The 25,165-nt window shown below is 63.4% G+C and carries 23 protein-coding genes and 1 tRNA gene; 10 read left to right on the top strand and 14 right to left on the bottom strand.

The genetic code is table 11. The features are described 5' to 3' along the window. Positions 1-160: 160 nt before the first annotated feature. The 3 genes from dkgB to DMX11_RS13925 all read left to right on the top strand — a co-directional run bounded on the left by dkgB (position 161) and on the right by DMX11_RS13925 (position 2,986). Positions 161-964, top strand: coding sequence for a 2,5-didehydrogluconate reductase DkgB (gene dkgB / locus DMX11_RS13935; protein WP_110745045.1), 804 nt, complete (start codon positions 161-163; stop codon positions 962-964). Between the two features lie 208 nt (positions 965-1,172). Beyond that, positions 1,173-1,637: a nuclear transport factor 2 family protein gene (locus DMX11_RS13930; protein WP_110745044.1), complete on the top strand. Its 465-nt coding sequence runs from the start codon at positions 1,173-1,175 to the stop codon at positions 1,635-1,637. Positions 1,638-1,837: 200 nt separating this feature from the next. Next, complete coding sequence (locus tag DMX11_RS13925) at positions 1,838-2,986, top strand: M14-type cytosolic carboxypeptidase (RefSeq protein ID WP_110745043.1); 1,149 nt, start codon at positions 1,838-1,840, stop codon at positions 2,984-2,986. A 131-nt stretch (positions 2,987-3,117) separates the two neighbouring features. Here the strand turns inward: DMX11_RS13925 and DMX11_RS13920 are convergent, their stop codons facing one another. The 7 genes from DMX11_RS13920 to DMX11_RS13890 form a co-directional block, all read right to left on the bottom strand. After that, a complete protein-coding gene (locus tag DMX11_RS13920; protein WP_110745042.1) occupies positions 3,118-4,086 on the bottom strand; it encodes a spore coat U domain-containing protein in 969 nt (322 codons plus the stop codon). Next, a complete protein-coding gene (locus tag DMX11_RS13915; RefSeq protein ID WP_110745041.1) occupies positions 4,083-6,380 on the bottom strand; it encodes a fimbria/pilus outer membrane usher protein in 2,298 nt (765 codons plus the stop codon). The genes DMX11_RS13920 and DMX11_RS13915 overlap by 4 nt, the downstream gene beginning before the upstream one ends. 108 nt (positions 6,381-6,488) lie before the next feature. Beyond that, a complete protein-coding gene (locus DMX11_RS13910; RefSeq protein ID WP_110745040.1) occupies positions 6,489-7,265 on the bottom strand; it encodes a molecular chaperone in 777 nt (258 codons plus the stop codon). A 39-nt stretch (positions 7,266-7,304) separates the two neighbouring features. Next, a complete protein-coding gene (locus DMX11_RS13905) occupies positions 7,305-7,808 on the bottom strand; it encodes a spore coat U domain-containing protein (RefSeq protein WP_110745039.1) in 504 nt (167 codons plus the stop codon). A gap of 3 nt (positions 7,809-7,811) precedes the next feature. Then, a complete protein-coding gene (locus DMX11_RS13900; protein ID WP_110745038.1) occupies positions 7,812-8,345 on the bottom strand; it encodes a spore coat U domain-containing protein in 534 nt (177 codons plus the stop codon). 18 nt (positions 8,346-8,363) lie between these two features. Beyond that, complete coding sequence (locus DMX11_RS13895) at positions 8,364-8,906, bottom strand: spore coat U domain-containing protein (RefSeq protein ID WP_110745037.1); 543 nt, start codon at positions 8,904-8,906, stop codon at positions 8,364-8,366. Between the two features lie 30 nt (positions 8,907-8,936). Next, positions 8,937-9,464, bottom strand: coding sequence for a spore coat U domain-containing protein (locus DMX11_RS13890; RefSeq protein ID WP_110745036.1), 528 nt, complete (start codon positions 9,462-9,464; stop codon positions 8,937-8,939). Between the two features lie 267 nt (positions 9,465-9,731). On the opposite strand from DMX11_RS13890, the gene DMX11_RS13885 reads away from it, so the two are divergent. Genes DMX11_RS13885 through DMX11_RS13875 form a run of 3 tightly spaced genes read left to right on the top strand, consistent with a single transcriptional unit; the run spans position 9,732 to position 14,868 of the window. Beyond that, positions 9,732-11,990 (top strand): ATP-binding protein, encoded by a 2,259-nt coding sequence (locus DMX11_RS13885; RefSeq protein WP_110745035.1) that lies wholly within the window; start codon positions 9,732-9,734, stop codon positions 11,988-11,990. A gap of 6 nt (positions 11,991-11,996) precedes the next feature. Then, the gene (locus tag DMX11_RS13880) at positions 11,997-12,458 is read left to right on the top strand and encodes a response regulator (RefSeq protein ID WP_110745034.1); all 462 of its coding nucleotides are present in this window, start codon (positions 11,997-11,999) and stop codon (positions 12,456-12,458) included. A 13-nt stretch (positions 12,459-12,471) separates the two neighbouring features. Continuing rightward, positions 12,472-14,868: a response regulator gene (locus DMX11_RS13875; protein WP_110745033.1), complete on the top strand. Its 2,397-nt coding sequence runs from the start codon at positions 12,472-12,474 to the stop codon at positions 14,866-14,868. Between the two features lie 185 nt (positions 14,869-15,053). Here the strand turns inward: DMX11_RS13875 and DMX11_RS13870 are convergent. Next, a tRNA-Gln gene (locus DMX11_RS13870) sits at positions 15,054-15,128 on the bottom strand. Between the two features lie 265 nt (positions 15,129-15,393). Here DMX11_RS13870 and DMX11_RS13865 point away from each other — a divergent pair. From DMX11_RS13865 to DMX11_RS13855, 3 genes are all read left to right on the top strand, one after another. Beyond that, complete coding sequence (locus DMX11_RS13865) at positions 15,394-15,636, top strand: hypothetical protein (RefSeq protein WP_110745032.1); 243 nt, start codon at positions 15,394-15,396, stop codon at positions 15,634-15,636. A gap of 132 nt (positions 15,637-15,768) precedes the next feature. Further along, on the top strand, positions 15,769-16,842 hold the full coding sequence (gene zapE / locus DMX11_RS13860; RefSeq protein ID WP_110745031.1) for a cell division protein ZapE: 1,074 nt from the start codon (positions 15,769-15,771) through the stop codon (positions 16,840-16,842). A 103-nt stretch (positions 16,843-16,945) separates the two neighbouring features. Next, positions 16,946-18,172, top strand: coding sequence for a hypothetical protein (locus tag DMX11_RS13855; protein WP_110745030.1), 1,227 nt, complete (start codon positions 16,946-16,948; stop codon positions 18,170-18,172). Between the two features lie 88 nt (positions 18,173-18,260). On the opposite strand, the gene DMX11_RS13850 is transcribed toward DMX11_RS13855, so the two are convergent. Beyond that, positions 18,261-20,150, bottom strand: a complete 1,890-nt coding sequence (locus tag DMX11_RS13850; protein WP_110745029.1) for a propionyl-CoA synthetase — start codon at positions 20,148-20,150, stop codon at positions 18,261-18,263. 179 nt (positions 20,151-20,329) lie between these two features. Here DMX11_RS13850 and DMX11_RS13845 point away from each other — a divergent pair, with 179 nt between their 5' ends. After that, positions 20,330-21,196 carry a LysR family transcriptional regulator gene (locus DMX11_RS13845; RefSeq protein WP_110745028.1) on the top strand — a complete coding sequence of 289 codons (867 nt, stop codon included), beginning with the start codon at positions 20,330-20,332 and terminating at the stop codon, positions 21,194-21,196. On the opposite strand, the gene DMX11_RS13840 is transcribed toward DMX11_RS13845, so the two are convergent. From DMX11_RS13840 to DMX11_RS13820, 5 genes are all read right to left on the bottom strand, one after another. Further along, a complete protein-coding gene (locus DMX11_RS13840) occupies positions 21,170-22,324 on the bottom strand; it encodes an HPP family protein (RefSeq protein ID WP_110745027.1) in 1,155 nt (384 codons plus the stop codon). The two genes, DMX11_RS13845 and DMX11_RS13840, sit on opposite strands and share 27 nt — an antisense overlap. A 227-nt stretch (positions 22,325-22,551) precedes the next feature. Continuing rightward, positions 22,552-23,871 (bottom strand): sensor histidine kinase, encoded by a 1,320-nt coding sequence (locus DMX11_RS13835; protein WP_110745026.1) that lies wholly within the window; start codon positions 23,869-23,871, stop codon positions 22,552-22,554. After that, positions 23,868-24,536 carry a response regulator transcription factor gene (locus tag DMX11_RS13830; protein ID WP_110745025.1) on the bottom strand — a complete coding sequence of 223 codons (669 nt, stop codon included), beginning with the start codon at positions 24,534-24,536 and terminating at the stop codon, positions 23,868-23,870. Before DMX11_RS13830 ends, DMX11_RS13835 begins: the two co-directional genes overlap by 4 nt. Further along, positions 24,537-24,851 carry a PepSY domain-containing protein gene (locus DMX11_RS13825; RefSeq protein WP_110745024.1) on the bottom strand — a complete coding sequence of 105 codons (315 nt, stop codon included), beginning with the start codon at positions 24,849-24,851 and terminating at the stop codon, positions 24,537-24,539. Continuing rightward, a complete protein-coding gene (locus DMX11_RS13820) occupies positions 24,851-25,159 on the bottom strand; it encodes a PepSY domain-containing protein (RefSeq protein WP_110745023.1) in 309 nt (102 codons plus the stop codon). The genes DMX11_RS13825 and DMX11_RS13820 overlap by 1 nt, the downstream gene beginning before the upstream one ends. Positions 25,160-25,165 lie beyond the last annotated feature (6 nt).

The raw sequence follows: 25,165 nt of genomic DNA, 5'->3' as shown, positions 1-25,165 counted from the left end.
TCACCCTGTTCTGGCCATACTTATGTAATGAAGGCCTGGGTGAAACGCGATTCTTGCCCGCAGGTCAAAGGACTTTGACGCAGCAGCCGCTTATTCGATGGCCTGCGAACCTGCACACTGGCTGCTAAAGGATTCAACCCCACTTCCCAGGAGTAAGCCCATGAGCGTTCCTTCCTTCGGCCTCGGTACCTTCCGACTCACTGGCCAAACCGTCATCGACTCGGTCAAATCGGCCCTTGAGCTGGGCTATCGGGCCATCGACACCGCACAGATCTACAAGAATGAAGCTGAAGTCGGCCAAGCCATCGCTGAAAGCGGTGTACCGCGCAGCGAGCTTTTCATCACCACCAAGATCTGGGTCGACAACTACGCGGCGGACAAGCTGATCCCGAGCCTGCGCGAAAGCCTGAAGAAACTGCGCACCGACTATGTCGACCTGCTGCTGATCCATTGGCCAGCCCCAGGCAATGGCGTAGGGTTGCCGGAATACATGACCGCACTGGCCGAAGCGAAGACGCTGGGCCTGACCCGCCAGATTGGCGTGTCCAATTTCAACATCGCACTGACTCGCCAGGCCATCGAAGTGGTTGGCAAGGGCGAAATTGCCACCAATCAGATCGAGCTCAGCCCGTACCTGCAGAACAGCAAGCTGGCTGGCTTCCTGAAGGAACAAGGCATTACCGTTACCTCATACATGACCCTGGCCTACGGCAAGGTGCTGAACGACCCGGTACTGGGTGAAATAGCCGACAAGCACAAGGCGACCGTCGCCCAGGTTGCCCTGGCCTGGGCCCTGCAACTGGGCTATGCGGTAATTCCGTCGTCGACCAAGCGCGAAAACCTGGCCAGCAACCTGCTTGCCATTGGCTTGAAGCTAGACCCTGACGACATGGCTCGCATCGCCACGCTTGAACGCAATGGCCGCGAAGTCAGCCCGGATGGCCTCGCCCCCGCGTGGGATTGACACTCGCGCAGTCACCAGCAGCCGGGGGTTGGTGTCAGAACCGCCCCCACATTGCCCACCCCTGCGGCCGGCAGGCACAGGCCCGTTGAACCGTACGCTGCGCCACCGTTGCACCTGGCGAAATTGTGAAGTCCCCGGTCCGGGCATTCTCGCCCAGGCATTCAGCTACTACCCTCCTACCTACCCTTCACCCCTTAGGAGTAGCCCAATGCCCCGCCCACCTCTGCCGCCTTTCACCCGCGAAAGCGCCATCGAAAAAGTACGCTTGGCCGAAGATGGCTGGAACAGCCGCGACCCGGCCAAGGTCGCGCTCGCCTACACCCCTGACACGGTCTGGCGGAACCGTGCGGAGTTCCCCCGTGGCCGTAGCGAGGTCGAGGCGTTTCTGACCCGTAAATGGAACCACGAACTGGAATACCGCCTGATCAAGGAGCTGTGGGCATTCACTGGTAATCGCATTGCCGTGCGCTACGCCTACGAGTACCGCGACGACAGCGGCCAGTGGTTCCGTGCCTATGGCAACGAGAACTGGGAGTTTGTCGAAGACGGGCTGATGCACAACCGCCATTCCAGCATCAACGAACACCCCATCAGCGAAACCGAGCGCAAGTTCCACTGGCCGTTGGGGCGACGCCCGGATGATCATCCAGGGCTCAGTGAGCTTGGGTTGTGACGTCGCTGAGTCCACCTCGTCGGCCACTGGCAATGCGCTTTCCAGCGGCCCTCTCGCCGCGTGCGTCACGGCTCAACTGAACGCAACGGCGCCGCCCTGCCGCATCGCCCAGACAAAAAACGCAAACCACTAGTTGCGCAGCATCCCGGACAAGGCGTGTACAGTACCCCTGAAACAATGCCCGCAAAGGAGCCCGGCACATGACCGTGACGCTGTCCCCCCTGCAGATAGACTGCGATTTCGACTCCGGCAACATCCAGGTCCTGGATGCCAGCAACCCCGCCCAGGTGCGTCTGGCAATCCGCCCGGATACCCACAGCGGCCACTACCAGTGGTTCCACTTCAAGGTCAGCGGACTGACGCCGGGGCAGGTCCATCGCTTCAGCCTGGACAACGCCTCAGGTTCTTCTTACAAGAACGCCTGGAGTGGCTACAACGCCGTAGCCAGCTACGACCAGCAAAACTGGTTCCGCGTGCCCAGCCAGTTCGACGGCACGGCGCTGTCGTTCGAAGTGAAGGCCGAACAGCCGCAAATCTGGTTCGCCTACTTCGAGCCCTACCCCCGCGCCCGCCACAACCAGCTGATCGAGCGCGCCCGGCAGTTGCCCGGCGTCACATTGCTGGCCAGCGGCCGCAGCGTGCAGGGCCGGGACATTCCCCTGCTGCGGGCCGGTGACGGTGCCGATGGCAAGCGCAAGCTGTGGCTGATCGCCCAGCAGCACCCGGGCGAGCACATGGCGGAATGGTTCATGGAAGGGGTAATCGACCGCCTGCAGGCCAACGATGCGGTGGTCCGGCAACTGCTGGCCAAGGCGGATCTGTACCTCATCCCCAACATGAACCCCGACGGCGCCTTCCTCGGCCACCTGCGCACCAATTTCAAGGGCAAGGACCTCAACCGCGCCTGGCAGGACGCCAGCGTCGAACTCAGCCCGGAAGTATTCTTCGCCCAGGCACAGATGAAACAGTACGGGGTGGATGCGTTCATCGACGTGCATGGCGACGAAGAAATCCCGCATGTGTTCACCGCCGCCTGCGAGGGCAACCCGGGCTACACACCACGGCTGGCAAACCTCGAAGAGCAGTTCCGCAGTACGCTGTGCAGCGTGACGCGCGACTTCCAGACGGTGCACGGCTATACCCGCGACGAACCCGGGCAGGCAAACACGACCCTGGCTTGCAATGCCGTCGGTATGGCACATGACTGCCTGTCGCTCACCCTTGAAATGCCGTTCAAGGACCATGATGACGCGCCTGATACCGTTACCGGCTGGTCTGGGGCACGTTCGAAGGCACTGGCCGGGGCGGTGCTGGAGACCCTGGCGAAGATGGTTGGCGACTTGCGCTGAACGCGCCTAGCGCAGTCAATTTGGGCACCGTTGCCTTGCTCCGCTGGCTCTGTGCAGGGGAGGCGGTGATCGGGCCGGCAGGACAAGGCAGTTCTCACCAGGTACGCGGATCGTGGCCGCCGGGACTTGCGTCAGAACTGCACATCCAGAACAACGCTGTCGGTATAGCTCGCCGCCGGCGGCGTGGCCTGGTCGGTGTAGACCCTGGCGTTGTAGTTGAACACCTGGCTTCCCGTGCCAGTACCTGCTCCCGGGTTCACATCCGCATCACTGCTGGCACGCCGTGCCGCTCCCGAAGCCCCCCAGCGCACGGCCCCGGCACTTTTGAAAATGTCGTACGCCAGGTAGTTGTTGGCCGTGGATTTCATCCGTCGTCGCCCGCTGGCCACGTTCAACCCATCATCCAGCCCCACGGTGTAGTTGCTACCCTTGGTGCACGATACGCTCAGGCTCTGGCTCACCGTAGCGAACCCCGCCACCACCGGCGCGCTGCCAAAGCTTATGTTCGGTGTGGTGATCTGGCAGTCGTTGGTCACCGTCAGGCTCACCGTGAGGCTTTGTGTACCCGCGCCAGTGTCCCGCCCGATGCAAAGCCCCCCGATGGCAATCCCTTCACAGTAGTTCCACGACCAGCCCAGGCTCAAGGTTTCCTGATACAGGCCTGCCGCGACGTTGCTGCCAACCTGCGTGCGGATGTACAACGGCACGGTCTTCGGCGTGCCGCCGAGCAGCCCGAGCAAGTCGAGGATACCGGTACGGCCGAACTCGAACGCCACATTGCGGGTAATCGGAAAGTTGGTGGATGAATCGGCATACAGGGTGTAAGGGATGACATCGCCGGTTGGCCCTACCAGACCTCCCGTGGCGGGCAGCACAGTGAGCTTGAACGAGTCGGTGGCGCTGAGTACGCTCAGCACGGTACCGTTGCACTGCAGGCCTGCGTTGGTGGTGGAGCCCGTCTGTACCGTGGAGCGCACCTGGGTCGAATTGAGTGACCCAAACAGCACCGGCGCAGTAGCCACCACCGCACACTTTGCCCAGGCCGAGCCCGCGCACAGCAGCAACGCACAGGCCCACATCACACGCCAGGCGGGCTTCATCTGCACACCAGTGGGCCGATCAGCGGGATCGAGCCTTCGGCCTCGGGCAAGTCGAAGGACACCTGGCAATGCCCGCCTCCCTCGACTTCGACCTGCAGGCGGTTCTGCGGTGAGAGGTTTTCCAGGTACACCAGGCCATCCCAACCGACCACTGCCTGGCTACCGCTTTGCTCATGGGTGACGCGGCTGCCCAGCTTGAGGGGTTGCTGGTTGGCGTCTACCAGTTCGATGCTGGCCGCCAGCACGCGCCTGAGCGGGAACTCCAGCAGATAGCCGCTGCCCCGGCGCACTGCCACACGCTGTTCCACCTGCGGCGCAAGGACATCCGGCGGCAGGTCCATCGGGTCGATCTCATATTTGCCCCGGTAATAGCCACTGCTATAGGGCACCAGCAAGTGGCCGCCGGCATCGGTGCGACCAACCTCCTGGTTTTCGTAGCGCACCGGCACGTTGGCGTAACCGTCGGTGCTGACCACCACGAACGCATCGTCGATGCGGTTAGCGGCAAACAAGCCGGCATCCATCCACACCAGCGAGCCACTGGCGTCGGCCCAACGCGTCATCTCGCCGCTGCTGCCGTATACACCGGCCTGCAACTGAACCGACTGCAGGCGCCAGGTGACATCGGCCTGGCGATAGGCATCACGGTCACTGCCGGCGGCATAACCCAGGTTGTAGCCGACACCACTGCCCACCGGCACTGCACGGCTGTAGTTGACCCGCTGCAGGGTTTCACCTGTGTTGCTGCGCTCCATGCCCAAAGCCAACGTGCCGTGGGTGTCGAACGGAATCACCAGTTGCGCCTGCACCGCCCACTGGCTGTCACCGACTTCGCGGTTGGCTGACAGGTAGACGCTGCTATTGCCCCACAGCGGCCTGCTGTAGCTCAGGTTGATCAGCCGGGTGCGCGTACCGTCCCCTGCGCGCACGTCAAAGTAGCCCGCGCCGATGTTGCCATATTCGTTGAGGTTGAGGCTGAGGGTGACCTGCTCGCTGCTTTTGCTCAGCTGCATGTCCGGGGTATCGACGCGGGTCAGGTCGGCATAATCACCGTGGCGTTGCAGGCGCTGGTAACTGAAGCCGATGCGCTGGCTGTTGTACTGGTAGCCGAGCGCGACCTGGTGGCCTTTGTCGCCGTCGAACTGGCTTTGTGCGAGTGCGGCATTGAGCACGCCGAAGTTGCCCAGCCGCATGTTGCCGCCCAGGCCTCCAAGCATCAGCGACTCAGCGGTCTCGGCATGGGTTTCCAGGGTGAACGTATCGCTCACGCCGTAACGCAGGTTGGCCGATGCAACGCCCGGCCCGTAGCCGAAGTCACGCACGCCATAATCGCGACGCAGGCTACCGGCTGCGACCGAGTAATCCGACAGGCCTTTCTGCAACAGGCTACTGGTGACGTAGAACGGCAAGGTGGTCGACACCTGTCGACCAAGGGCATCGGTGGTGACCACCACCGCTTCACCCGCACCGTTGATGAACGGCACGTTGGTCAGCGTGTAGGGGCCTGGCTGCAGCTCGGCGGAGCTGGACTTGTAGCCGTTTATGAACAGGTCGAGCGAGGTCGGCACCGCCGCCTCGCCGGCAAACGCCGGCAATGGGTAGGTGACCAGGTCGGGCCGCGCGGCAAAGTCACGCGACAGTTGCAAACCGCCGACGCGCACCGAGCTGGTCCAGGGCAAGGCACCGGTCACGAAGTCACCCGCTTCATAGGTCAGCAGGCGCTGCTCGTCCGTGAACCGCCAGGTGGTGTCGTATCGCAGAAAGCCCTGGCGCGAATCGTCTGCCTGCGCCCCGTTGAACGACTGGCGCCATTGGCCAGTGCTGGAGAAAATGCCCCAGCTGTCGAACAGACGCAGCTCGTTCCAGGCCGCCAGGTAGGTGCCACCATCATCGGTGTCGTTAAGGTACAGGTCGTAGTTGAACAAGGCGCCGAAGCTGCTGCGCGCATCGCTGGGCGGGTAAAGGCTGCGCTCACCCACCTGCTGGTCTGGCAACCAGGCCGGCGGTACCTGCAACAGCAGGCGCTGGTTCTGGCTGTCGTAGTCGGTGTGCAGCCCGCTGACAGCGTCCAGCGCTATCTCTCCCTGGGGGTTGCCCGGCAATGACACGCCGGCAGCCCGCAGCACCTCGCTGTCCAGGTACAATCGCCCGGCCCGTTGCTGCACGGGTACCAGCTCAGCCCGGGGCATCTGGTTCACCATCAGGTCGAGGTACAGGGTGGCGTCGGCGATGGCAGCCATCTCCGTGGGCGGCGGTGGCAGGTCGTCGGCCAGCGCCAGGCCGGAGCCGGCCATGGCCAGCCCCAAGCACCAGCGGCGCGTCGTCGCCGATAGCCAGTTCACACACGGTTTCCAACCATTGCCGGGTCCTCCCTGGCCCCTGCGCAGCATTCATTCGGTGGATCATTGGCCTTGGCGGATAGCGTCGGCGCTGTTCTGCCCGTTCACCCGGCCCTTGAGCACGCTGCCGGCATTGGTCGCCGCGGGGGCGGGCCAGCGCATGCTGGCGCCCGGCAATACATAGCCGAGCAAGCCCTCGACCAGCGGTTTGCTCTGGCTGCCTTGCTGCAGCACCACGTCAGTCAGGCGCGCATGTACCGGGCCGGTGTTGCGCAGCTCCACATAGGGCTTGCCCTGCACCGTTACCGGGCGCCAGCTGAGCTGCGGCTTGCCCACCCCCTCGGCATTGCGCTTGCCCTCCGGGTCCGCCTTGCCCCACAGGCCCTCGCCGTAAACGAACAGCGGCACGGAGTAGCGCATCTGCAGGCGGATGGCCGCCGTGGTGCCGGGGCCGGCCTTGTCGACGGGAATAGCGGGCGGGATTTCATCGATGATGATGCGGTAGGCCTGCTCCTGGCCCGCAGGCGAAGCGCCGGTGCGGGTCAGGCGGATAAGCTGCTTTTGCCCGGGAGCGATATTCGCCACCGGGGGGCTGCCGATAATCTCGCGCTGCGCCTGAAACTGCTCCTGATAGTCACCCTGGCGCCAGGCGAAAACCCGCACCTGCAGGTTGGCGGGGTCAGTGCCACGGTTTTCCAGCCACAATGCACCTGCCTTCTGGTCGGCCTCCAGCACCGGGTCGATGGGCCAGATCAGCACCGAGGTGGCCGCCCCGGCCGGCTGGCTTGCCAGCCACAACAATCCAATCAACCCACGCGCCCACTTCGCGCCTGCCGCCATGAAACTCTCCTTAGACACTTATCTGGGTGCCGCTGGCATTCACCAGGTCACCGTCACTTGCACTACATCGGTATACGTCCCTGCCGGGAGCTTGCCGGTCAACTGCACCCGCCCGTAAACCGGCAGCTTGATGGCGGTTGCATCGGTATAGCTCACCGCTGCGCTCTGGCCTATCCCCAGGCTCTGGGTGTATGCCGCGTCCCGGTACAACTGGTAGGCCAGCACTTGCGTCCCGCTGGTGTTCTTCAAGTTGCGCGTACCACTGGCGCTGTTCTGGCCGCCGTCCAGGCTCATGCTCAAGGCGACGCCTGGGGTGCACTGGAACGTCACCGTGGTGCCGCCCAGCGAGGTGCTGAGAAGCCCAGTGGACAACGCCGACTGGGTACCATAGTTCAAAACCCCGTAGTTGGTGACGCCGCCCACCACCAGGCAACCGGCGACAATCTGCGCCGACACCGTGAAAGTGCTGGTGGTTGCCGCATCCAAGGGTGCGGCCAGCAGCACACCGATGCCGGTCAGGCCACCCGCCAGCCAGCCACGCATGGCTCAGAACGACAGCTCGACTGCCACCGTATCGGTGTACACCCCGGCCGGCAGGCCGGCCTTGCCGCGCGCCTGGCCGTACAGATTGACGGTTTGCGCCACGCCGGTACTGGTCGGCAAGGTGATGGTGCCGTCGATGGCCAACAGGGTCGTGCGACCGGCGTCGGTGTAGAAATCGTAGGGCACGAAGTTACCCGCGCCATCCGCCAGGGCACGGGTGCCGCCGGTCGACTGGCCATCGTGGCTGCCTGCACGCACCCGAATCGCCGGCACCGTACCCGCCGAGCAGAGGATGCTCATTGCCCCGCCACCGCCGCCAAGCACCTGGGCATTGGCCGTAGTGAACAAGGCATCCTGGGTGCCGAAGTTGAGGGAACCGAAATTCAACCCAGAGGTGCCCGAACTGCCGTTGACCTGGCACGCCGCAGTCAACGTCAGCGTCGAGTTGATGGTCCCGGTCACCGTGGCGGCCTGGGCCTGCGAGGCCAGGGCCAGGGCCAGACCGGCGAGGATGCAGCATGATAGGTTCGTTCGCATCGGAGTCTCCTTGCGTTGTTACCAGTCCAGGGTCACCCTGAGGGTGTCGCGGTACAGCCCGGCCGGCAGCGCGCGCGGTTGCGCCACGACCACGCCGTAGATGGGAATCGGTATCTGCTGGGTGCTGCTGATGGTGAAGGCGCGGGCCTGGCCGATGCCGTAGCGGCTGTTGCCGCCTGGGTCGACCGCCAGTTGATAAGGGATCAGCTGGCTACCGTTGCTCAGGCGACGAATGCCGTCGTCGCCGTTCATGCCGCCATTGATGCGTACGTTGAAGGCGCGTACCTCGGGTGTACAACTGATCTGCAGGCTGCCCTCCCCGCCGGCTTCATCTACGCGGCTGCGCAATGGCTGCTCCCAGTTCGGGCCGCGCTCGCCAAAGTCCAGCAAACCTGGGTTGGCCAAGGTTGCCGGCTGGGGCTCATTGCTGCTGATCTGGCAGGCCGCGCTGATCACCAGCCGCGCCTGGATGAACCCGGTGCTGGTGCCATGCGCCTCACCGCCAGGTACCAACAGCGGCCCAAGGGACAACAGCAGGATCGAGGTGCGGGTGCGGTTCATGGCGTGGCGTCCTTGTGCATGATGGCGTCCCTACCAGGTAACCGTGACTTTGAGCAGGTCGGCATACAGGCCGGCGTTCGGCACCCAGGCCAGCTTGTCGATACGCGCATACAGCGGCAGTTCGACCGAGCCGCTGTCCGGCACCCGCGCCGACTGCGCCACATTCACCGCTAACGGCTCGCGCCAGGCCGCATCGCGGTACAGGCGATAGGGAATCGGCCGGGCATTGGTGTCATCACTGGCCAAAAAACGCACTTCGCCAACGCCGCCATGCTGGCCGCCGTCGACGCGTACTTGGTAGGGGGTATCGGGGTTGCACTCCAGGCGCGGCGGGCGCTGGTTCAGTAGCACACCGCTCAATGGCCCACCCGCGCCATCCAGGCGCGCGGCAGTGCCCAGGTCGATACGCCCCAGCGCTTGCGCACCCGCGTCGCGGGTCTGGTTCACCAGCATGCAGCCGCGCTGTACCAGCACCCGCACTTCCACGAGAAAATCCGCAGCTGCAGCACCGCTGCTCAACAGCAGGCCCAACAACCCGGCCAGAAAGCGTTCCGTCACCTTGTTGTCCCTTTCGCTCTATGCTGTTTTGAGCGTAGCAGCGAGGCGCAGACCCAACGGCCACGGCCTACCTTTTTTTCGTGTTAGCAACAAAGCGATAACCGCTCGCCAAAAAAACCATGCACAGTACAGAACCGTTGGTGTTTGATGGCCCTCCAATTGCCAAAGGCCGGCGAACGAGCAGATATTCTGATAGGGTATAGCTCCATCATCCTGCCTCAAACTCGTACGGCAAGCATGGACGAACAAGACAGGAGCGCTCAATTGATGACTGCAGACAGCACGCTCGCCCAAGCCGTGGAGCGTTGCGCACAGGAACCCATCCAGGTACCCGGCAGCGTCCAACCCCAAGGCTTCCTGCTGGTCGTCGACGAAGCCGACTTGCGCATCCTTCAGGCCAGTGAAAATGCCGAACGGTGGCTGGGCATACCCGCCAGGGAACTGATCGGGTGCCACTTCGCCGAGCTGGTCAGCGATGCCTTCGACCTGCGCCTGCACCTGAGACGGCTACCCGAGGACGAAGTCTTCCCATTCCACATCGGTGATGTACGCTTGCGCCAGGGCGCACCCCACAGCGCCCCCCTGCACGTGCTGGCCCATCGTCACGACCAGGTGCTGATTACCGAATTCGAATCGCCGCGCCTGCCAGCCGACCTGACCGGCCAAGGTGATTACTACCCGTTGGTGCGCAGTTTCGTCAGCACCTTGCACCTGGCTGGCAGTGTCGAGGATTTGCTGCAGCAAGCGGTGGTGCAGCTCAAGCGCATCACCGGCTTCGGCCGCGTCAAGGCTTACCGCTTCGACAGCGAAGGCAACGGCCAGGTGTTGGCCGAAGTGGCCGACCCCGGCTACCCCAGCTACCTGGGCCTGTGCTTCCCGGCCTCGGACATCCCGCGCCAGGCGCGCGAACTGTACCGGGTCAACCGTATCCGGGTGATCGAGGATGCCAACTACCAGCCCTCACCCCTCATGCCGACGGCCAACCCGCGTACCGGCAAGCCGCTGGACATGAGCTTTACCGTGCTGCGCAGCGTTTCGCGAGTCCACCTCCAGTACATGCGCAACATGGGTACCCTGGCGTCGATGTCACTGTCCATCGTGGTCGACGGCGAGCTGTGGGGGCTGGTCTCCTGCCACCATCATGAACCGCGCACGGTAGACCTGCGCACGCGAACCGCCTGCGAATTACTGGCCAGCGTACTGTCATTGCAGATCGAGTCCCGCGAGTCGCATGCCAGCACACAGAAACTGCTGGAGCTGCGCCAGCACATCGTGCGCATGATCTCTTCCATGGCCGACCATGACAGCGTCAGCGAGGGCCTGCTTAACCTGCCCGAGGTGCTGCTGGCGTTTGCCGGCGCCCAAGGCGCCGCCGTGATTTCGGCAGAGCGCTGCGACCTGATCGGCCAGACCCCGCCTGCCGCCCAGGTCACCGCCCTGGTGCACTGGCTGAGCCAGCGCGGCGAAGGGGCGGTTTTCCACAGCGACAACCTGCGTCGCGACATCGATGAGTTGCCAGAACTGGCAGACCATGCCGGTGGCGTGCTGGCGGTTGCCATTTCGCAGATCCATTCGCACTACCTGTTGTGGTTCCGCCCCGAGCAGGTGCGCACGGTGAACTGGGCGGGCCAGCCGAGCAAGCACGTGGGGCCGCAGGGCAGCCTTGGCCCGCGGCACAGCTTCGAACGCTGGCAGGAACAACTGCGAGGATACTGCGAACCTTGGCACCCATTGGTCATCGAAGGTGTCCAGGAACTGCGCACTGCCGTACTCGGCATCGTCCTGCGCAAGGCCGAGGAGCTGGCGCAGCTCGCCGGTGAACTGCGCCGCTCGAACAGGGAGCTGGAGGCCTTTTCGTACAGTGTTTCCCACGACCTGCGGGCGCCCCTGCGGCACATCGCGGGTTATACCGAGCTGCTCGGTGAAATAGAGGGCCAGGGCCTGAGCGAGCGCGGCAAGCGCTTTCTGCAGCACATCGGTGAAGCCGCCAACTTCGCCGGCAGCCTGGTCGACAACCTGCTCAATTTCTCGCAAATGGGCCGCTCTGCCTTGCGCATGTCCGATGTTGACCTGAATGCCCTGGTCGAAGCCATCCGCAACGAACTGGCGCCGGACTACGAGGGCCGCGAAATCGTCTGGGACATTGCCCCACTGCCGAAGGTGATCGGCGACCCGGCATTCATCAACCTGGCCTTGCACAACCTGATTGCCAATGCCATCAAGTACACCCGGGGCCGTGAGCCTGCGCGTATTTCGGTCAGCGCAGAGCAACACCCGGACGAAACCGAGATCTGTATCCGCGACAACGGCGTGGGCTTCGACATGGCCTATGCCAACAAGCTGTTCGGCGTGTTCCAGCGCTTGCACCGCATGGAAGAGTTCGAAGGCACAGGGATTGGCCTGGCAAGCGTGCGCCGCATCATCGAGCGCCATGACGGCCGTGTCTGGGCCGAAGGCCAGATCGACCAAGGCGCCAGTTTCCACTTTTCGCTACCGCGCCAACCCGCAACTACCCGAGGCACCTGAATAACCATGCTCAAACCCATCCTGCTGGTCGAAGACAACCCACGGGACCTGGAGCTGACGCTCCTGGCGCTAGAGCGCAGCCAGTTGGCCAACGAGGTCATCGTGCTGCGTGACGGCGCCGAAGCACTGGACTACCTGCTGCGCCGCAATGCCTATGCCACGCGCGACGACGGCAACCCTGCCGTTCTGCTGCTGGACCTCAAGCTGCCCAAGGTCGACGGCCTGGAAGTGCTCAGGGAAGTGCGCGCCACCGCCGAATTGCGCAGCATCCCCACGGTGATGCTGACCTCTTCGCGCGAAGAACCCGACCTGCTGCGCGCCTACGAACTGGGCGTCAATGCCTATGTGGTCAAGCCGGTCGAGTTCAAGGAATTCGTCGCTGCCATTTCCGACCTCGGGGTATTCTGGGCCGTTTTGAACGAACCGCCACCCGGCTCGCTGCGGCTGAACCGTCGCGGTAGCAACTGAGGCCACCGCAACGATGCAGCAAACGCCGTTGAAACTACTGATGGTCGAAGACAGCTCGATGGACGCCGAGCTGACCCTGATGCGCCTGGAGCGCAGCGGGCTGCATGTTCAGCCCCAGCTGGAATTCGACCACACGGGCGTTGAACATGCCCTGCGCGAGGCGCGCTACGACCTGATCCTGTGCGACTGCGTGTTGCCGGGGTCGTCCGGCACTGAAGTGCTGGCCATCGCCCAACGTTTGGCCCCGGATACACCCTTCATCTTCCTCTCGGGCATCTACGGCGAAGAGCACGCGGTGGAAATGATCCGCCTCGGCGCCACCGACTATGTGCTGAAAAAGAACCTGCCGTTGCTGCCCAAGGCCGTGCGCCGGGCGCTGACCGAGGTGCAGGAGCGCCAACGCCGACGCCGCGCCGAAGAAGCCCTGGCCGATGTCGAGGCACGTGCACGCATTGCCATCGACGCTGCCGGCATGGGCACCTGGGACCTGCGCCCGCAAGAAGGCCTGCTGCTGTGGGATGACCGCTGCAAGACCCTGTTCGGCCTGCCCACCAGCACCGAAATGAGCCTAGAGGTGTTCCTCGATGGCATCTACCCCGCTGACCTGCCCATGGTGCGCGATGCGGTGGAATACGCCATGCGCCCCGAAAGTGGCGGCCAGTACCGGGTCGAGTTCCGTATCGCGCAACCCAACGGCCTGGAGCCGCGGTGGTTGCTCAGCAGTGGCCAGAGCCAGTTCGTCGACGGCCAGTGCGTACGCTTTTCCGGCGTGCTGCAGGACATCCATACCCAACGCCAGGCCACCCAGGCGTTGCGCCAGCTGAACGAAATGCTCGGCGAGCGCGTCGAGCGCCGCACACGTGAACGCGACCGCGCCTGGGAACTGTCGCAGGACCTGTTGGCCGTCCTGAACAAGGACCTGACCCCGGTCGCGCTGAACCCCGCCTGGGAGGCCAGCCTGGGCTTTTCCCGCGAGCGCCTTAGCCAGTCGTCACTGCTGCACCTGCTGCCCGAGCCTGACCAGGAACTCCTCCTCACCGAACTTGCCGCCCTTGCTCATGGCCGCACCAGCGCGCGCTTCGTCGGCCGCATCCTGCATGCCGGTGGCCAGCAGCGTTGGCTGTCATGGGTAGTGGTACCGGAAGACACCCTGCTGTATGTGGTGGCGCGGGATATCACCAGCGAGCGCGAAGCCGCCCTGGGCCTGGCCGAGGCCAACGCCCGCCTGCGCGAGCAGATCGACGAGCGCGAACGCATCGAAGCGGCACTGCAGCAGATGCAACGGCTGGAGGCCGTCGGCCAACTGACCGCCGGCGTGGCGCACGATTTCAACAACCTACTGACAGTGATCCTCACTGGCGCCAGCTTTCTCGAGCGCGACCTGGCCAAGGCCGACCTGGACAAGGCGCGCACACGTCTCACGCATATCCGCGAAGCGGGCGAGCGCGGTGCCAAGCTGACGTCGCAACTCCTGGCCTTCTCACGCCGCCAACGCCTGGAGCCGGTGCCACTTAACCTCAACCGCACGCTGACCGGCCTCGAGGAGCTGTTGCGCCGGACCTTGGGTGGCAACGTCTCGGTGCGACTGGACCTGGACCCGCGCCTGTGGCAGGCGCTGACCGACCCGACCCAGACCGAAATGATCATCCTCAACCTGGCGATCAACGCCCGCGATGCGATGCCGGATGGTGGTCAGCTGACCCTGGCCACCCACAACACCTGCATCGACACTCGCCCGCAGCGCCCGGAAGACCCGGAACCCGGTGAGTACGTGATGCTCAGTATCCGCGACACCGGCAGCGGCATGAGCGAAGAGGTGCTGGCCAAGGTATTCGAGCCGTTCTTCACCACCAAGGATATCGGCAAAGGCTCCGGCCTGGGCCTGGCGCAAGTGTTTGGTTTTGCCAAGCAGTCCGGCGGGGGCGTGCGTATCGACACCGCGCCAGGCCGCGGCACCGAGGTGGCGGTGTACCTGCCGGCGGTGAAGGGTGAGATGGCCAGTGAACCTGCAGCGGCGCAGCCCAGCCAACCGATCTGCGAAAGTGGCCATGACCGCACCGTGCTGCTGGTAGACGACGACCACCTGGTGCGCGACATGCTCGGCGATGTGTTGCGCCAATATGGGTATCAGGTACGCCAGGCGCACAGCGGCGAGCAGGCGTTGGCACTGCTGGATGACGAGATCGACCTGCTGCTCACCGATTTCGCCATGCCAGAATTCAATGGAGCGCAACTCGCGCTGGCAGCCCGCGAGCGCTACCCGCGCTTGCCTGTTGTTTTTCTGACCGGGTATGCGGAATTGCAGGGTCTGGAATTGCCAGCCAGCGTGGTGATGCAGAAACCGGTACAGGCCGATGAATTGGCACGGGCGCTGAACGAGATGCTGGGCGTTGCTGGCTTGATCGGCTAATCAGCAGGCCGCTTTTCCCACTGGAGGTTGCGCTTCCTTGGGAGGCGGCCTCGCCCTCAACGTATGCACGTTGCTATTGGGAGCATTGGCACTGGCGGGTCAACGTCGCAATTGAACCTGCAGAAACGACAAAACCCAGAACCTATCAAATCAGGCACCGGGCATAGACGTTTGAAACTGGAAAATGGCAGGGGCGGCTGGATTCGAACCAACGCATGGCAGGATCAAAACCTGCTGCCTTACCGCTTGGCGACGCCCCTGTATCGGATGCAGCTTTTGCTGCTCTGAAAATTCCAACTTTCTGACAACCGCTTATTTGCTTGTTGTCTTGGAATGCGCGGCACTTTAACAACAAAGTTCAGGTCTGTGAACCCCCCTGATGAAAAAATTGCCAAAAAACAGCGGCTTAGTCATTTTGCCGCTCACGGCACGACCATCCGTCGCATTCCTTCCGCTTCGCTTCAACACAATCGGTTTATTTCCTTCCAATCAGATGAACGTACTGCATTGACCAAGGAGGACCCTATGCCTGTCTCACACGACCTCTACCAAGACCTGCACTACCCCCGCGAAATCGTCCAGCAGCGCCGTCAGCAGGACAAGACCCTGGACCGCCTGCTGGACGAATACGTGGACATCGACAACCAGGTGCTGGCCGCCGAGTCGATCTCGGCCGGCAACTTCGTTGACGAGGACCTGCGCCACCTGAAGGAGCGTCGTCTGGCGGTGAAGTACATGATCGAGAACCAGCTGGAGCGCAAGGCATAGCCCAGACAGGCACGACAGGCGGCCAGACCTATCGCAAGAAGTGATGATTGCCGGGCACTTTCTCTATTAGTCAAAATAGCCGCCCTGGGGCAAGCTGCATGCTGCCCCGCCATCGCCCAAGGAGCTTTGCTTTTGCCTGCCTGGATCCCTACCCCGCTGCGCCAGCTTGGCCAACGCCTGCGCGGCACCGCCAATCAACAGAGCGAACTGCTCGGCTGGTTCGAGGACAAAGCGCACAGCCGCGGTTATCAGCTCAGTGACGGCCAGCGGCGGGTGATCCACTGCATGGCCGAACAACTGGCGCAGCTTGAACAAGGCCAACCCCGCAGCCTGTACCTGTTCGGCTCGGTTGGTCGCGGTAAAAGCTGGCTGCTCGATGGCTTTTTCCAGGCCGTGCCGATAGCCGCCAAGCTGCGCCTGCATTTTCATGACTTTTTCGCCCGCCTGCACCAGGGCATGCACCGCCATCGGGCGCTGGACGACGCGCTGGGCGCAACGCTGGACGAGCTGGTGGGCGATTGCCGGGTGCTGTGCTTCGACGAATTCCACGTGCATGACATCGGCGATGCCATGCTGCTCACCCGGCTGTTCAAGGCCTTGTTCAGCCGTGGCGTATACCTGCTGGTGACCTCGAACTACGCGCCCGAAGGTTTGTTGCCCAACCCGCTGTACCATGAGCGTTTTCTGCCGGTCATTCGCCTGATCAACAGCTCGATGCAAGTGCTTGAAGTTGGTGGCGACACCGATTTTCGCAGTTTGCCGGCCAACCGCGAGCATCAGCGTTTTACCCAGGGCCATTATGTCTGGCCGGGCGATGCGGCGCAGCGCCGGGCGCTGAACGTGCCGGACGAACAACCGGTGATACTGGAGGTGAACAACCGCCCGCTGCGGGCGCTGGCCATTGATGGCCGGCGGGTGATGCTTGGCTTTGACGACCTGTGCGAAAAAGCCACCGCGGTCATCGACTACTTGGTGCTAGCCAGGGAGTATGACGAGTGGATCATCGACGGGCTGGACGATCTGTCCGCGTGTTCGCTGGCGGCTCAGCAGCGCTTCGTCAACCTGGTAGACGTGCTGTATGACCAGGACCGGCGGGTGGTTGTCATAGGTAAACATCCGCTGGAAGAGAGCCTGGGCGGCCCACTGGCCGACCTGATGCGTACCCGCAGCCGCTTGGGGCAGCTGCACCCGCTCGGTCCGGGTTGATGCGGTTCATGAGCGTTGTTGAATAGGCAACTGTCAGTTTTGCCAGCAGACAGTCCAGCGACTCAGTCCTGTAATGGAGGTTCACTTACGAAGGGCCTTCATCATGATCTCGAAACAAGAAGCATGGACCCGTATTGATCTTCAACTGCCTGATGACATCCGAAACGAAATCGTCTACCGCCCGCCTTATCTGGTAGAGGGTTTCTTCTACAGTTGCTGGGCCTCGCGGGACCGTCAGGGCGAACCCACAACCGTAGTTACCAAGCTTACGCCCGATGGCAGGACAGTCGAGGCATTTGGCGACAACGGCACCGTACGCATCCCTATGCCAGGGGAATGGGGCGACTACTTCTGTTTCGTTGTCGACGGCGAGCACCTCCTTTGCGGTGTAGCGCTTCGGAGCTCCGATAACTTTGCCATTTTCCGCCTGAACAAGGCGTCAGGCGCCATGGATATCGATTTCGGCCACCAGGGATATAAAATACATCCTTATCCAGTCGAACCGGACGACACCTCAGAGGCAGCCCAGCCAAGGCTTGATGGTGCTGAAGGTTATGCGGGCAGCGTGCCGCAATTCCCGGATGGTAAGCTCCGCCAGATGGTCGACTCCGGGCTCGCACAGTTCGATATGCAAGGCAATCTGGATACCTCCTTCAATGAAGTAGGTATGCGCAGGCACTTCCGTTGGCAAGGCCGCGCGCTACAGACACTTGCCGTAAACGCCCGTTACCGCGGTACTGAACATGCTGGCTTCCATTATTGCGGCGCCCACCGCGTGGGCGGTGATGAAACGCAGGCATGGGTTGGAGCATGCGACAAGAACGGCGCCGTGTTATCGGGCTTTGCCGAGCAAGGCGTCTGGATGGTCAAACGCCTGCCCGGCCATCCAGATCTCGCTTATATTGCCGTACACGCCACCACTCAAGCCCACGACCGCCTTTATCTGACAGGCAACGCTGGCACCGGCACCAACCAAAGTGGCTTTGTACACTGCCTGAAACTGGACGGCACCGTGGACAATCGCTTCAACGATGGCCAGGCCATCATTTTCAAACGACCTGAATTCGAGCGGACAATCGCATTCGCGCTCACGCCGCATGGCAGCGGCGTCCTGGTGGGCTGCCGCGCGGTGTCCCCAATCGAAGATCAGATGCCAATCGCCATCGTGCGCCTGGACGAAAATGGCCATGTGGATACCGCATTCGGTGACCAAGGCTGGTTGATCACGCCTGAATACCCCGAGCCCTATACCCTGCTCACCTTGACTTACGAAGACCAGGAAATCATAGAGCTGAGGGGCAAGGAGTTCATTGCCCGCCACCCCTTGTAACACTTGGCGTCTTGATAGACGGATGGCCCCGTCGCGCTCCAGCATCATGCGAGCGGGGCTACCGATACTCAGTCAATGCTGGCGTTGATTACCCCGCCCTGGGCAAATCCGCCAGCACCGCTTCGATCTCGCCCAGCACTGCCGGGTCATCCAGGGTCGAAGGCGGCACATAATCCTGCCCATCGGCAATCTTGCGCAGCACCGCCCGCAGAATCTTGCCAGAGCGGGTCTTGGGCAAGCGTTTCACCAACCGCACCTGGTTGAAACAGGCCAGTGGGCCGATCTCATCGCGCACACGGCCTACCAGGTCCACCAGCAGTTGAGCTTCGGCAATGCCCTCGCCATCCTTGAGCACCACCAGCGCCAACGGCACCTGGCCCTTGATCTCGTCGTGCACGCCGATCACTGCGCACTCGGCCACCGCCGGATGGCGCGCCACCAAGTCCTCCATCTCACCCGTGGAAAGCCGATGCCCGGACACGTTGATCACATCATCGGTGCGACCCATGATGTAGACGAAGCCTTCGTCATCCAGATAGCCGCCATCGCCCGTGTGGTAGTAGCCCGGGTACGTGCGCAGATAGGCCTGCAGGTAGCGTTCGTGATCGCCCCAGAGCGTCTGACTGCAACCAGGTGGCAATGGCAGGGCAATCACGATCGCCCCCTGATGGTTAGGCCCGAGCAAGCGGCCTTCGTCATCCAGCACGCGAACGTTGTAGCCAGGCACCGCCCGGTTGCTCGACCCTGGCTTCGCGCCGCTGCCCTCCAACCCGACGCACGGCGCGGTGACCGGCCAACCGGTCTCGGTCTGCCACCAGTGGTCGTGCACCGGTTTGCCACTTACCCGCTCCAGCCATTCGTGGGTGCTGGAATCGAGCTTTTCCCCCGCCAGGAACAGTTGACGCAACGAGCGGAGGTCATGTTTGCGGATCAATTCACCCTCCGGGTCTTCCTTGCGGATGGCGCGCATGGCCGTCGGTGCACAGAACAGCGCGTTGACCTGGTACTGCTCCACCACCCGCCAATAGGCCGAAGCGTCCGGGGTACGGATCGGCTTACCTTCGTAGAAAACGGTGGTGCAGCCGCTCATCAACGGCCCGTAGACGATCAGTGAATGGCCGACCACCCAACCGACGTCGGATATGCCCCACCACACATCGCCAGCCTGCATGCCGTAGATATGGCGCATGGCATAACACAGCGCCACGGCATTGCCGCCGTTTTCCCGGACGATACCCTTGGGTTTGCCGGTGGTGCCCGATGTGTACATGATGTACAGCGGGTCGCCGGCATCGAGTTCGACTGGCGCCACCGGTTCTGCGCCGGCCAAGGCCGCCTGCCAGTCCAGGTCGCGGCCCGGCAGCAGTTCGGCATGCGCCTGCGGCCGCTGCAGTACCAGCACATTGCGCGGCTGGTGCCGGGCCAGTTGCAGGGCGCGGTCAACCAGCGGCTTATAGGCTATGACCCGATCGAACTCCAGGCCGCACGAAGCCGTCAGCAACAAGGCGGGCCGGGCGTCATCGATGCGCAGGGCCAACTCGTTGGCAGCAAAGCCACCGAACACCACCGAATGCACCGCGCCAATCCGCGCACAGGCCAGCATCGCCATGGCCGCCTGCGGCACCATGGGCATGTAGATGATCACCCCATCGCCCTTGTTCACCCCCAGCTGGCGCAGCAAACCGGCCAGGCGTGCCACCTCGTCGCGTAACTGGTTATAGGTGTAGGCCTGCTGAACGCCAGTCACGGGCGAATCGTAGATCAGCGCCAGCTGCTCGCCCCGCCCCTGTTCTATCTGGTGATCCAGGGCCAGGTAACAGCTGTTGAGGCGGCCATCAGCAAACCAGCGGTGGGTACCGTCGGCGTTGTCTTGCAGGGTCAGGGCAGGCTTGCGGTGCCAGGCCAGGTGTGCGGCCTGTTCCGCCCAGAAAGCGGCAGGGTCGGAAATGGAATGGGCGTAGCTGTGCTGGTAGCTCATAGTGAAAGAAACCCGGTACTTGTTGTTATTGAAGGGCGAACCCTGAGTATGGACCGCTACACCCACGCCGCCATGGGACTAAAGTCACAACCGACCTGCAAATTTGCAGACAAGGCAAAAACGCCCCAGAACGGTGCAAAGCCTCTAGAATAGCCACCCCTTCACACACCGAGCAGCCCATGGACATCGATCAGGCCCGGACCTTCCTGGAAATTGTGCGCTGCGGCAGCCTGGTCGCCGCGGCCGAACGGCTGTTCGTGTCACAAACCGCGATCACCGCGCGCGTGCAGCGCCTGGAGCAGCAACTGGGCTGCCAGTTATTCGTGCGTAGCCGCAACGGCGCCAGCCTGACCAGCGATGGCGAAGCGTTCGTCAGTTATGCCAACCAGTTGGTGCAAACCTGGGAAGCCGCGCGCCGCGACCTGCCGTTGCCTGAAGGTTGCCAGCAGGTGCTGCATGTAGGCGGTGAGGTGAGCCTGGGCAACCCGATGATGCTCGACTGGGTAAGTGCCCTGCACCGCGAGTTGCCCAGCCATGCCATCCGCAGCGAGGTCAGCGACGGCGAGTCACTGCTGCGCAAGGTCGAAATGGGCCTGCTGGACGCCGCGCTGGTCTACCAGCCGACCTATGGGCCTGGCTTGCAAGTCGAGCAACTGATGGAAGAAAAGCTGATCCGCGTGCGCCGGGTCGGCCGGCCCGAACCCTACATCTACATCGACTGGGGCGAGGCCTTCCGCCGCCAGCACGACGCGGCCCTGCCCGAATGCGCGCGCCCGGCCCTGAGCTTCAACCTCGGTCCGCTGGCCCTGCAGTTCATTCTCGACCAAGGTGGCAGTGGCTACTTCCGCACGCGGGTGGTGCAGGCCTATCTGGACAGCGGCGTGCTCGAGCGGGTACCGCAGGCACCGGAGTTCACCTACCCGACCTTTCTGGTGTACCCACGCAAACGCGACAGCGAAGCCCTGCAACACGCCTTCGCCATCCTGCGCCGGCTGGTAGCTGCCGGCGCCAGCGACTGGTCACAACGCTGGGACCCGGTTGCCTGAAGCCTCAGCCTTGCTGAGCAACTGGCGCTTGAGGCCGGCCACCAGGTCGGTCTGGGTGACCACCCCCACCAGCTGGCCGGCATCAAGCACCGGCAGGCAATGCAGGCCTTGCTCGCACAACAGCGGCAGCAGGCGCTCCAGCGGGTGCTGGCTGCTGACGCTGACCACTCGCCGGCTCATGACCTGCTCCATGCGCACCGCCTTGCGACCGAACAGCCCGCGCCAGCTGAAACGGGCACGTTGCATGGCCGGGCCAACCAGATCGCTGAGGCTTACGATGCCCACCAGCTTGCCCTCCTGCAGAACCGGCAGGGTTTTCAGGTGATGGCTGGCGAGCATTTTCCAGGCCTGCTCCAGGGTGGTGTCGAGGCTGGCGAATTGCACATCGCGCGACATCACCGATGCAGCGGTGATACCGCCCAGGCTGCGCTGCAAGGCGTGCTGTTCGGTAGCCAGGATGATGCGCTCCAATTCGTCACGGGTGACGTCGACAAACTCGCCCAGTTCTTCCAGTGCCTGGTCCAGGTCTTCACTGCTGACGCCTACCCGTTCACTGGGCAGCGGGTCATGGGTGTGGTGCAGGTCTTTGCGCGGCACTGTGCCTTTCGGGTAGCGCACGCCGGTCAGGCGGTTGTAGACCATGGCCACCACCACCAGGACCAGGGCATTGAGCAATACCGGTTCCAGCAGGTGGTCACCCATGGCGGTCAGGCCCGAGTCGGCCAGCACCGCACTCACCGCCACCCCGCCACCTGGCGGGTGCAGGCAGCGCAGCAGGCACATTACCAGCAGCGAGATGCCCAGGGCGGCGGCGGCCACCCACAGCTCGGGGCCAAAACCCTGGCGCATGGCAAGGCCGACCGCACCGGCCAGGGCGTAGCTGCCCAGTACTGGCCAGGGTTGCGCCAGCGGGCCGGAGTGCACGGCAAACACCAGCACCGCCGAGGCCGCCAACGGGCCGAGCAGGTGCAGGGCAATGCCGGGCCCATAGGCCATGCTGGTCAACCAGCCTGCGAGAAACAGACCAAGCAGCGCGCCGATGCCGGCACGCAGCCATTCTTTTGGGGCGGTATTGAGGGGCGCCGGCAACAGCCGCTGCAGACGTTTTTCGGAACGCGAAGCAGACATTCAGGGATTCGGGATCTGTCGTTTTTCTGGTTAAAAAGGAAGCCCAGCCGAGCCGGCCTGGGCCTGATATTGCGCATGCAATATCACAAGGGGCTCCGTCCGTGGAGAGATGGAAACCGCAGGGTTTCATGGGGGGGGATTTTGCCGGGTGGGTCAGGATTGGGCCAATTCAAAAAAATGCGCCTGTACTGCAATTTTTTTGCAGTGCTGATAGGGCGACCCGGGTTTTATCGAGCCTTGCGCGGCAGGTCGATGCTTACCCGCAACCCGCCAAGGGGGCCTTCCTGCAGCGCCAACTGCCCACCCCAGGCCTCGACGATATCGCGCACGATACCCAGCCCCAGGCCATGCCCGTCAACCTGCTCATCCAGCCGCGACCCTCGCTCCAGCACCTGCTGCCGCTGCCCCTCGGGGATACCCGGTCCATCATCATCGACCCACAGCCGGTACCCTCCGTCATCCGCCGCAAGCCCCAGGCGCACCTCGCTGTCAGCCCACTTGCAGGCGTTGTCCAGCACGTTGCCCAGCAGCTCCAGAACGTCCTCCCGATCCCATGGCAACAACAGCCCCGGCGGCACATCACTGGCCAGCAGCAGGCCCTCGCCATGGATCATGCCCAAGGTCCCGAGCAGCCCGGGCAACTCCGCATCACAATCGAACTGCGCCCCTGGCAATGCATCACCCGCCAGGCGGGCACGGTTCAACTCGCGGGCTAGGCGTTGCTGGATCTGCTCCAGCTGCTCACGCATCTGCTCACGCACCTGCGGCAAATCCTTGAGCCGGTCGCTCGACGCCAGGCTCAACAACACCGCCAGCGGTGTCTTCAGGGCGTGGCCAAGGTTGCCCAGGGCATTTCGCGAACGGCGCAGGCTATCTTCAGTGTGGCTGAGCAAATGGTTGATCTGCCCCACCAGCGGCGCCAGCTCGCTGGGCACTTCGGCATCCAGCTGCGAACGCTGGCCCTGTTGCAGCTGGGCGATCTGCTGGCGTGCCCGCTCAAGGGGCCGCAGCGAGCGGGTCACGGTAATGCGCTGCAGCACCAGCACCAGTACCAGCGCGACCAGGCCCATGCCCAGGCCAATCTGCTGCAGGCGCCGGAATCCTTCACGTACCGGCGAATAGTCCTGCGCCACGCTGATCGAGATGTCCTGGCCCAGGCGCCGGTAGTCAGCGCGCAACGCCAGAAGTTGCTGCCCTTCCGGGCCGAGTTCATGGCTGTCGGAAAGGCCCGGTGCCGCGGGTTTGGGCATATCCAGGTCCCACAGCGAACGTGAACGCCAGGTGCCTTTGTCGAAATCGATGCGGAAGTAGTAACCGGAAAACGGCCGCTGATAAGCCGCCGAGATACGCCGCTCGTCCAGTTGCAGGCCGGACGGACCGCGCACCAGCGCCACCAGCAGGTTCTCGCTTTCCTTGCGCAGGCCGTTTTCCAGGTAACGTTGCAGGCCGGCTTCGAACAGCCACAAGGTCAGTTGCGCCAGCACCACGCCAACCACCACCAGTACCGCCACCAGGCCCAGGCTGAGGCGCGCCTGGATCGACTTCACACGCCGCTCCCCGCGTAGATGTAGCCTTGCCCACGGCGAGTTTCGATAACACTGCGCCCCAGCTTGCGGCGCAAGTGGTTGACGTGTACTTCCAGCACGTTGGAATCACGCTCGGTTTCGCCGTCGTAGAGGTGTTCGGCCAGGTGGCTCTTGGACAGGATCTGTTGCGGGTGCAGCATGAAATAGCGCAGCAAGCGGAACTCGGCGGCAGTCAGCTGGATGTCCACACCGTCGCGGCTTACGCATTGGCGGCCCTCGTCCAGGTGCAGGCCGGCCGCCTCCAGCCTTGGCTGATTGGCCAGGCCCCGGGCACGGCGTAACAGGGCCTGAATGCGCAGTTGCAGCTCTTCAGGGTGGAAGGGCTTGCTCAGGTAATCGTCCGCCCCGGCCTTGAGCCCTTCGATACGCTCGGCCCAGGAGCCGCGCGCAGTCAGGATCAGCACTGGCGTGGCCAGGCCGGCTGCGCGCCACTGGGCCAGCACGTCCAGGCCCGACAAGCCCGGCAAGCCGAGGTCGAGGATGATCAGGTCATAAGGCTCGCTCTGGCCCTGGTACACCGCGTCACGCCCGTCGGCCAGCCAGTCCACCGCGTAGCCTTGGCGTTGCAGGCCGGCGATCAGTTCATCGGCCAGCGGTACGTTGTCCTCGACAAGCAACAGGCGCATTCAGTCGTCTTCCTCGTCTTTGAGCAGGGCGCCGGTGCTGGCGTCGAGTTTGATTTCGCGCACCACACCTTCAGTCGTCAGCAACTCGACTTCATATTCGTAGCGGTCGTCGTCCTCTTCCAGCTCGGCTTCCAGCAAACGCGCCCCGGGATAACGCCCCAGGGCGGTTTCCAGCAACTGTTCGAGTGGCAGGATGACGCCCTTCTGCCGCAGCTTCAGGGCTTCGTCCTGGTCGAGGTCGCGGGCAGCGGCCAGCGAGCACACTGCCAGCAGCGCCAGCGCGAGGTAACGCGCCGGCCGCGGTAAGTGGATCATCAGTTGTCCCGCTCGTCCTTCAGCACTTCACCGGTCTTGGCGTCCAGGGCCACGTCCCATTCGACGTTCTGCGTATCGCGCAGCTCGACCTTGTAGATGTAACGGCCGTACTCGTCTTCCAGCTCGGAATCGGTCACGGTGGCGCCTGGGTGCTTGGCCACGGCAGCGGCCTTGAGGCCATCCAGCGACATAATGGTCTTGGCATTCACCAGTTTGACCACTTCGTCGGGCTGCACGTCCTTGGCGAAGGCGGCATTGGCACCCAGGGCAAGGGCGGCGGCGGTGAACAGGGCAGTCAAGGTTTTCATCGTTCT

It is taken from the genome of Pseudomonas sp. LB-090624 (genome assembly GCF_003205205.1).
GTDB lineage: Bacteria > Pseudomonadota > Gammaproteobacteria > Pseudomonadales > Pseudomonadaceae > Aquipseudomonas.
Note: the sequence above shows the minus strand (reverse complement) of the source record. Positions and strands in the feature narration are given on the sequence as shown.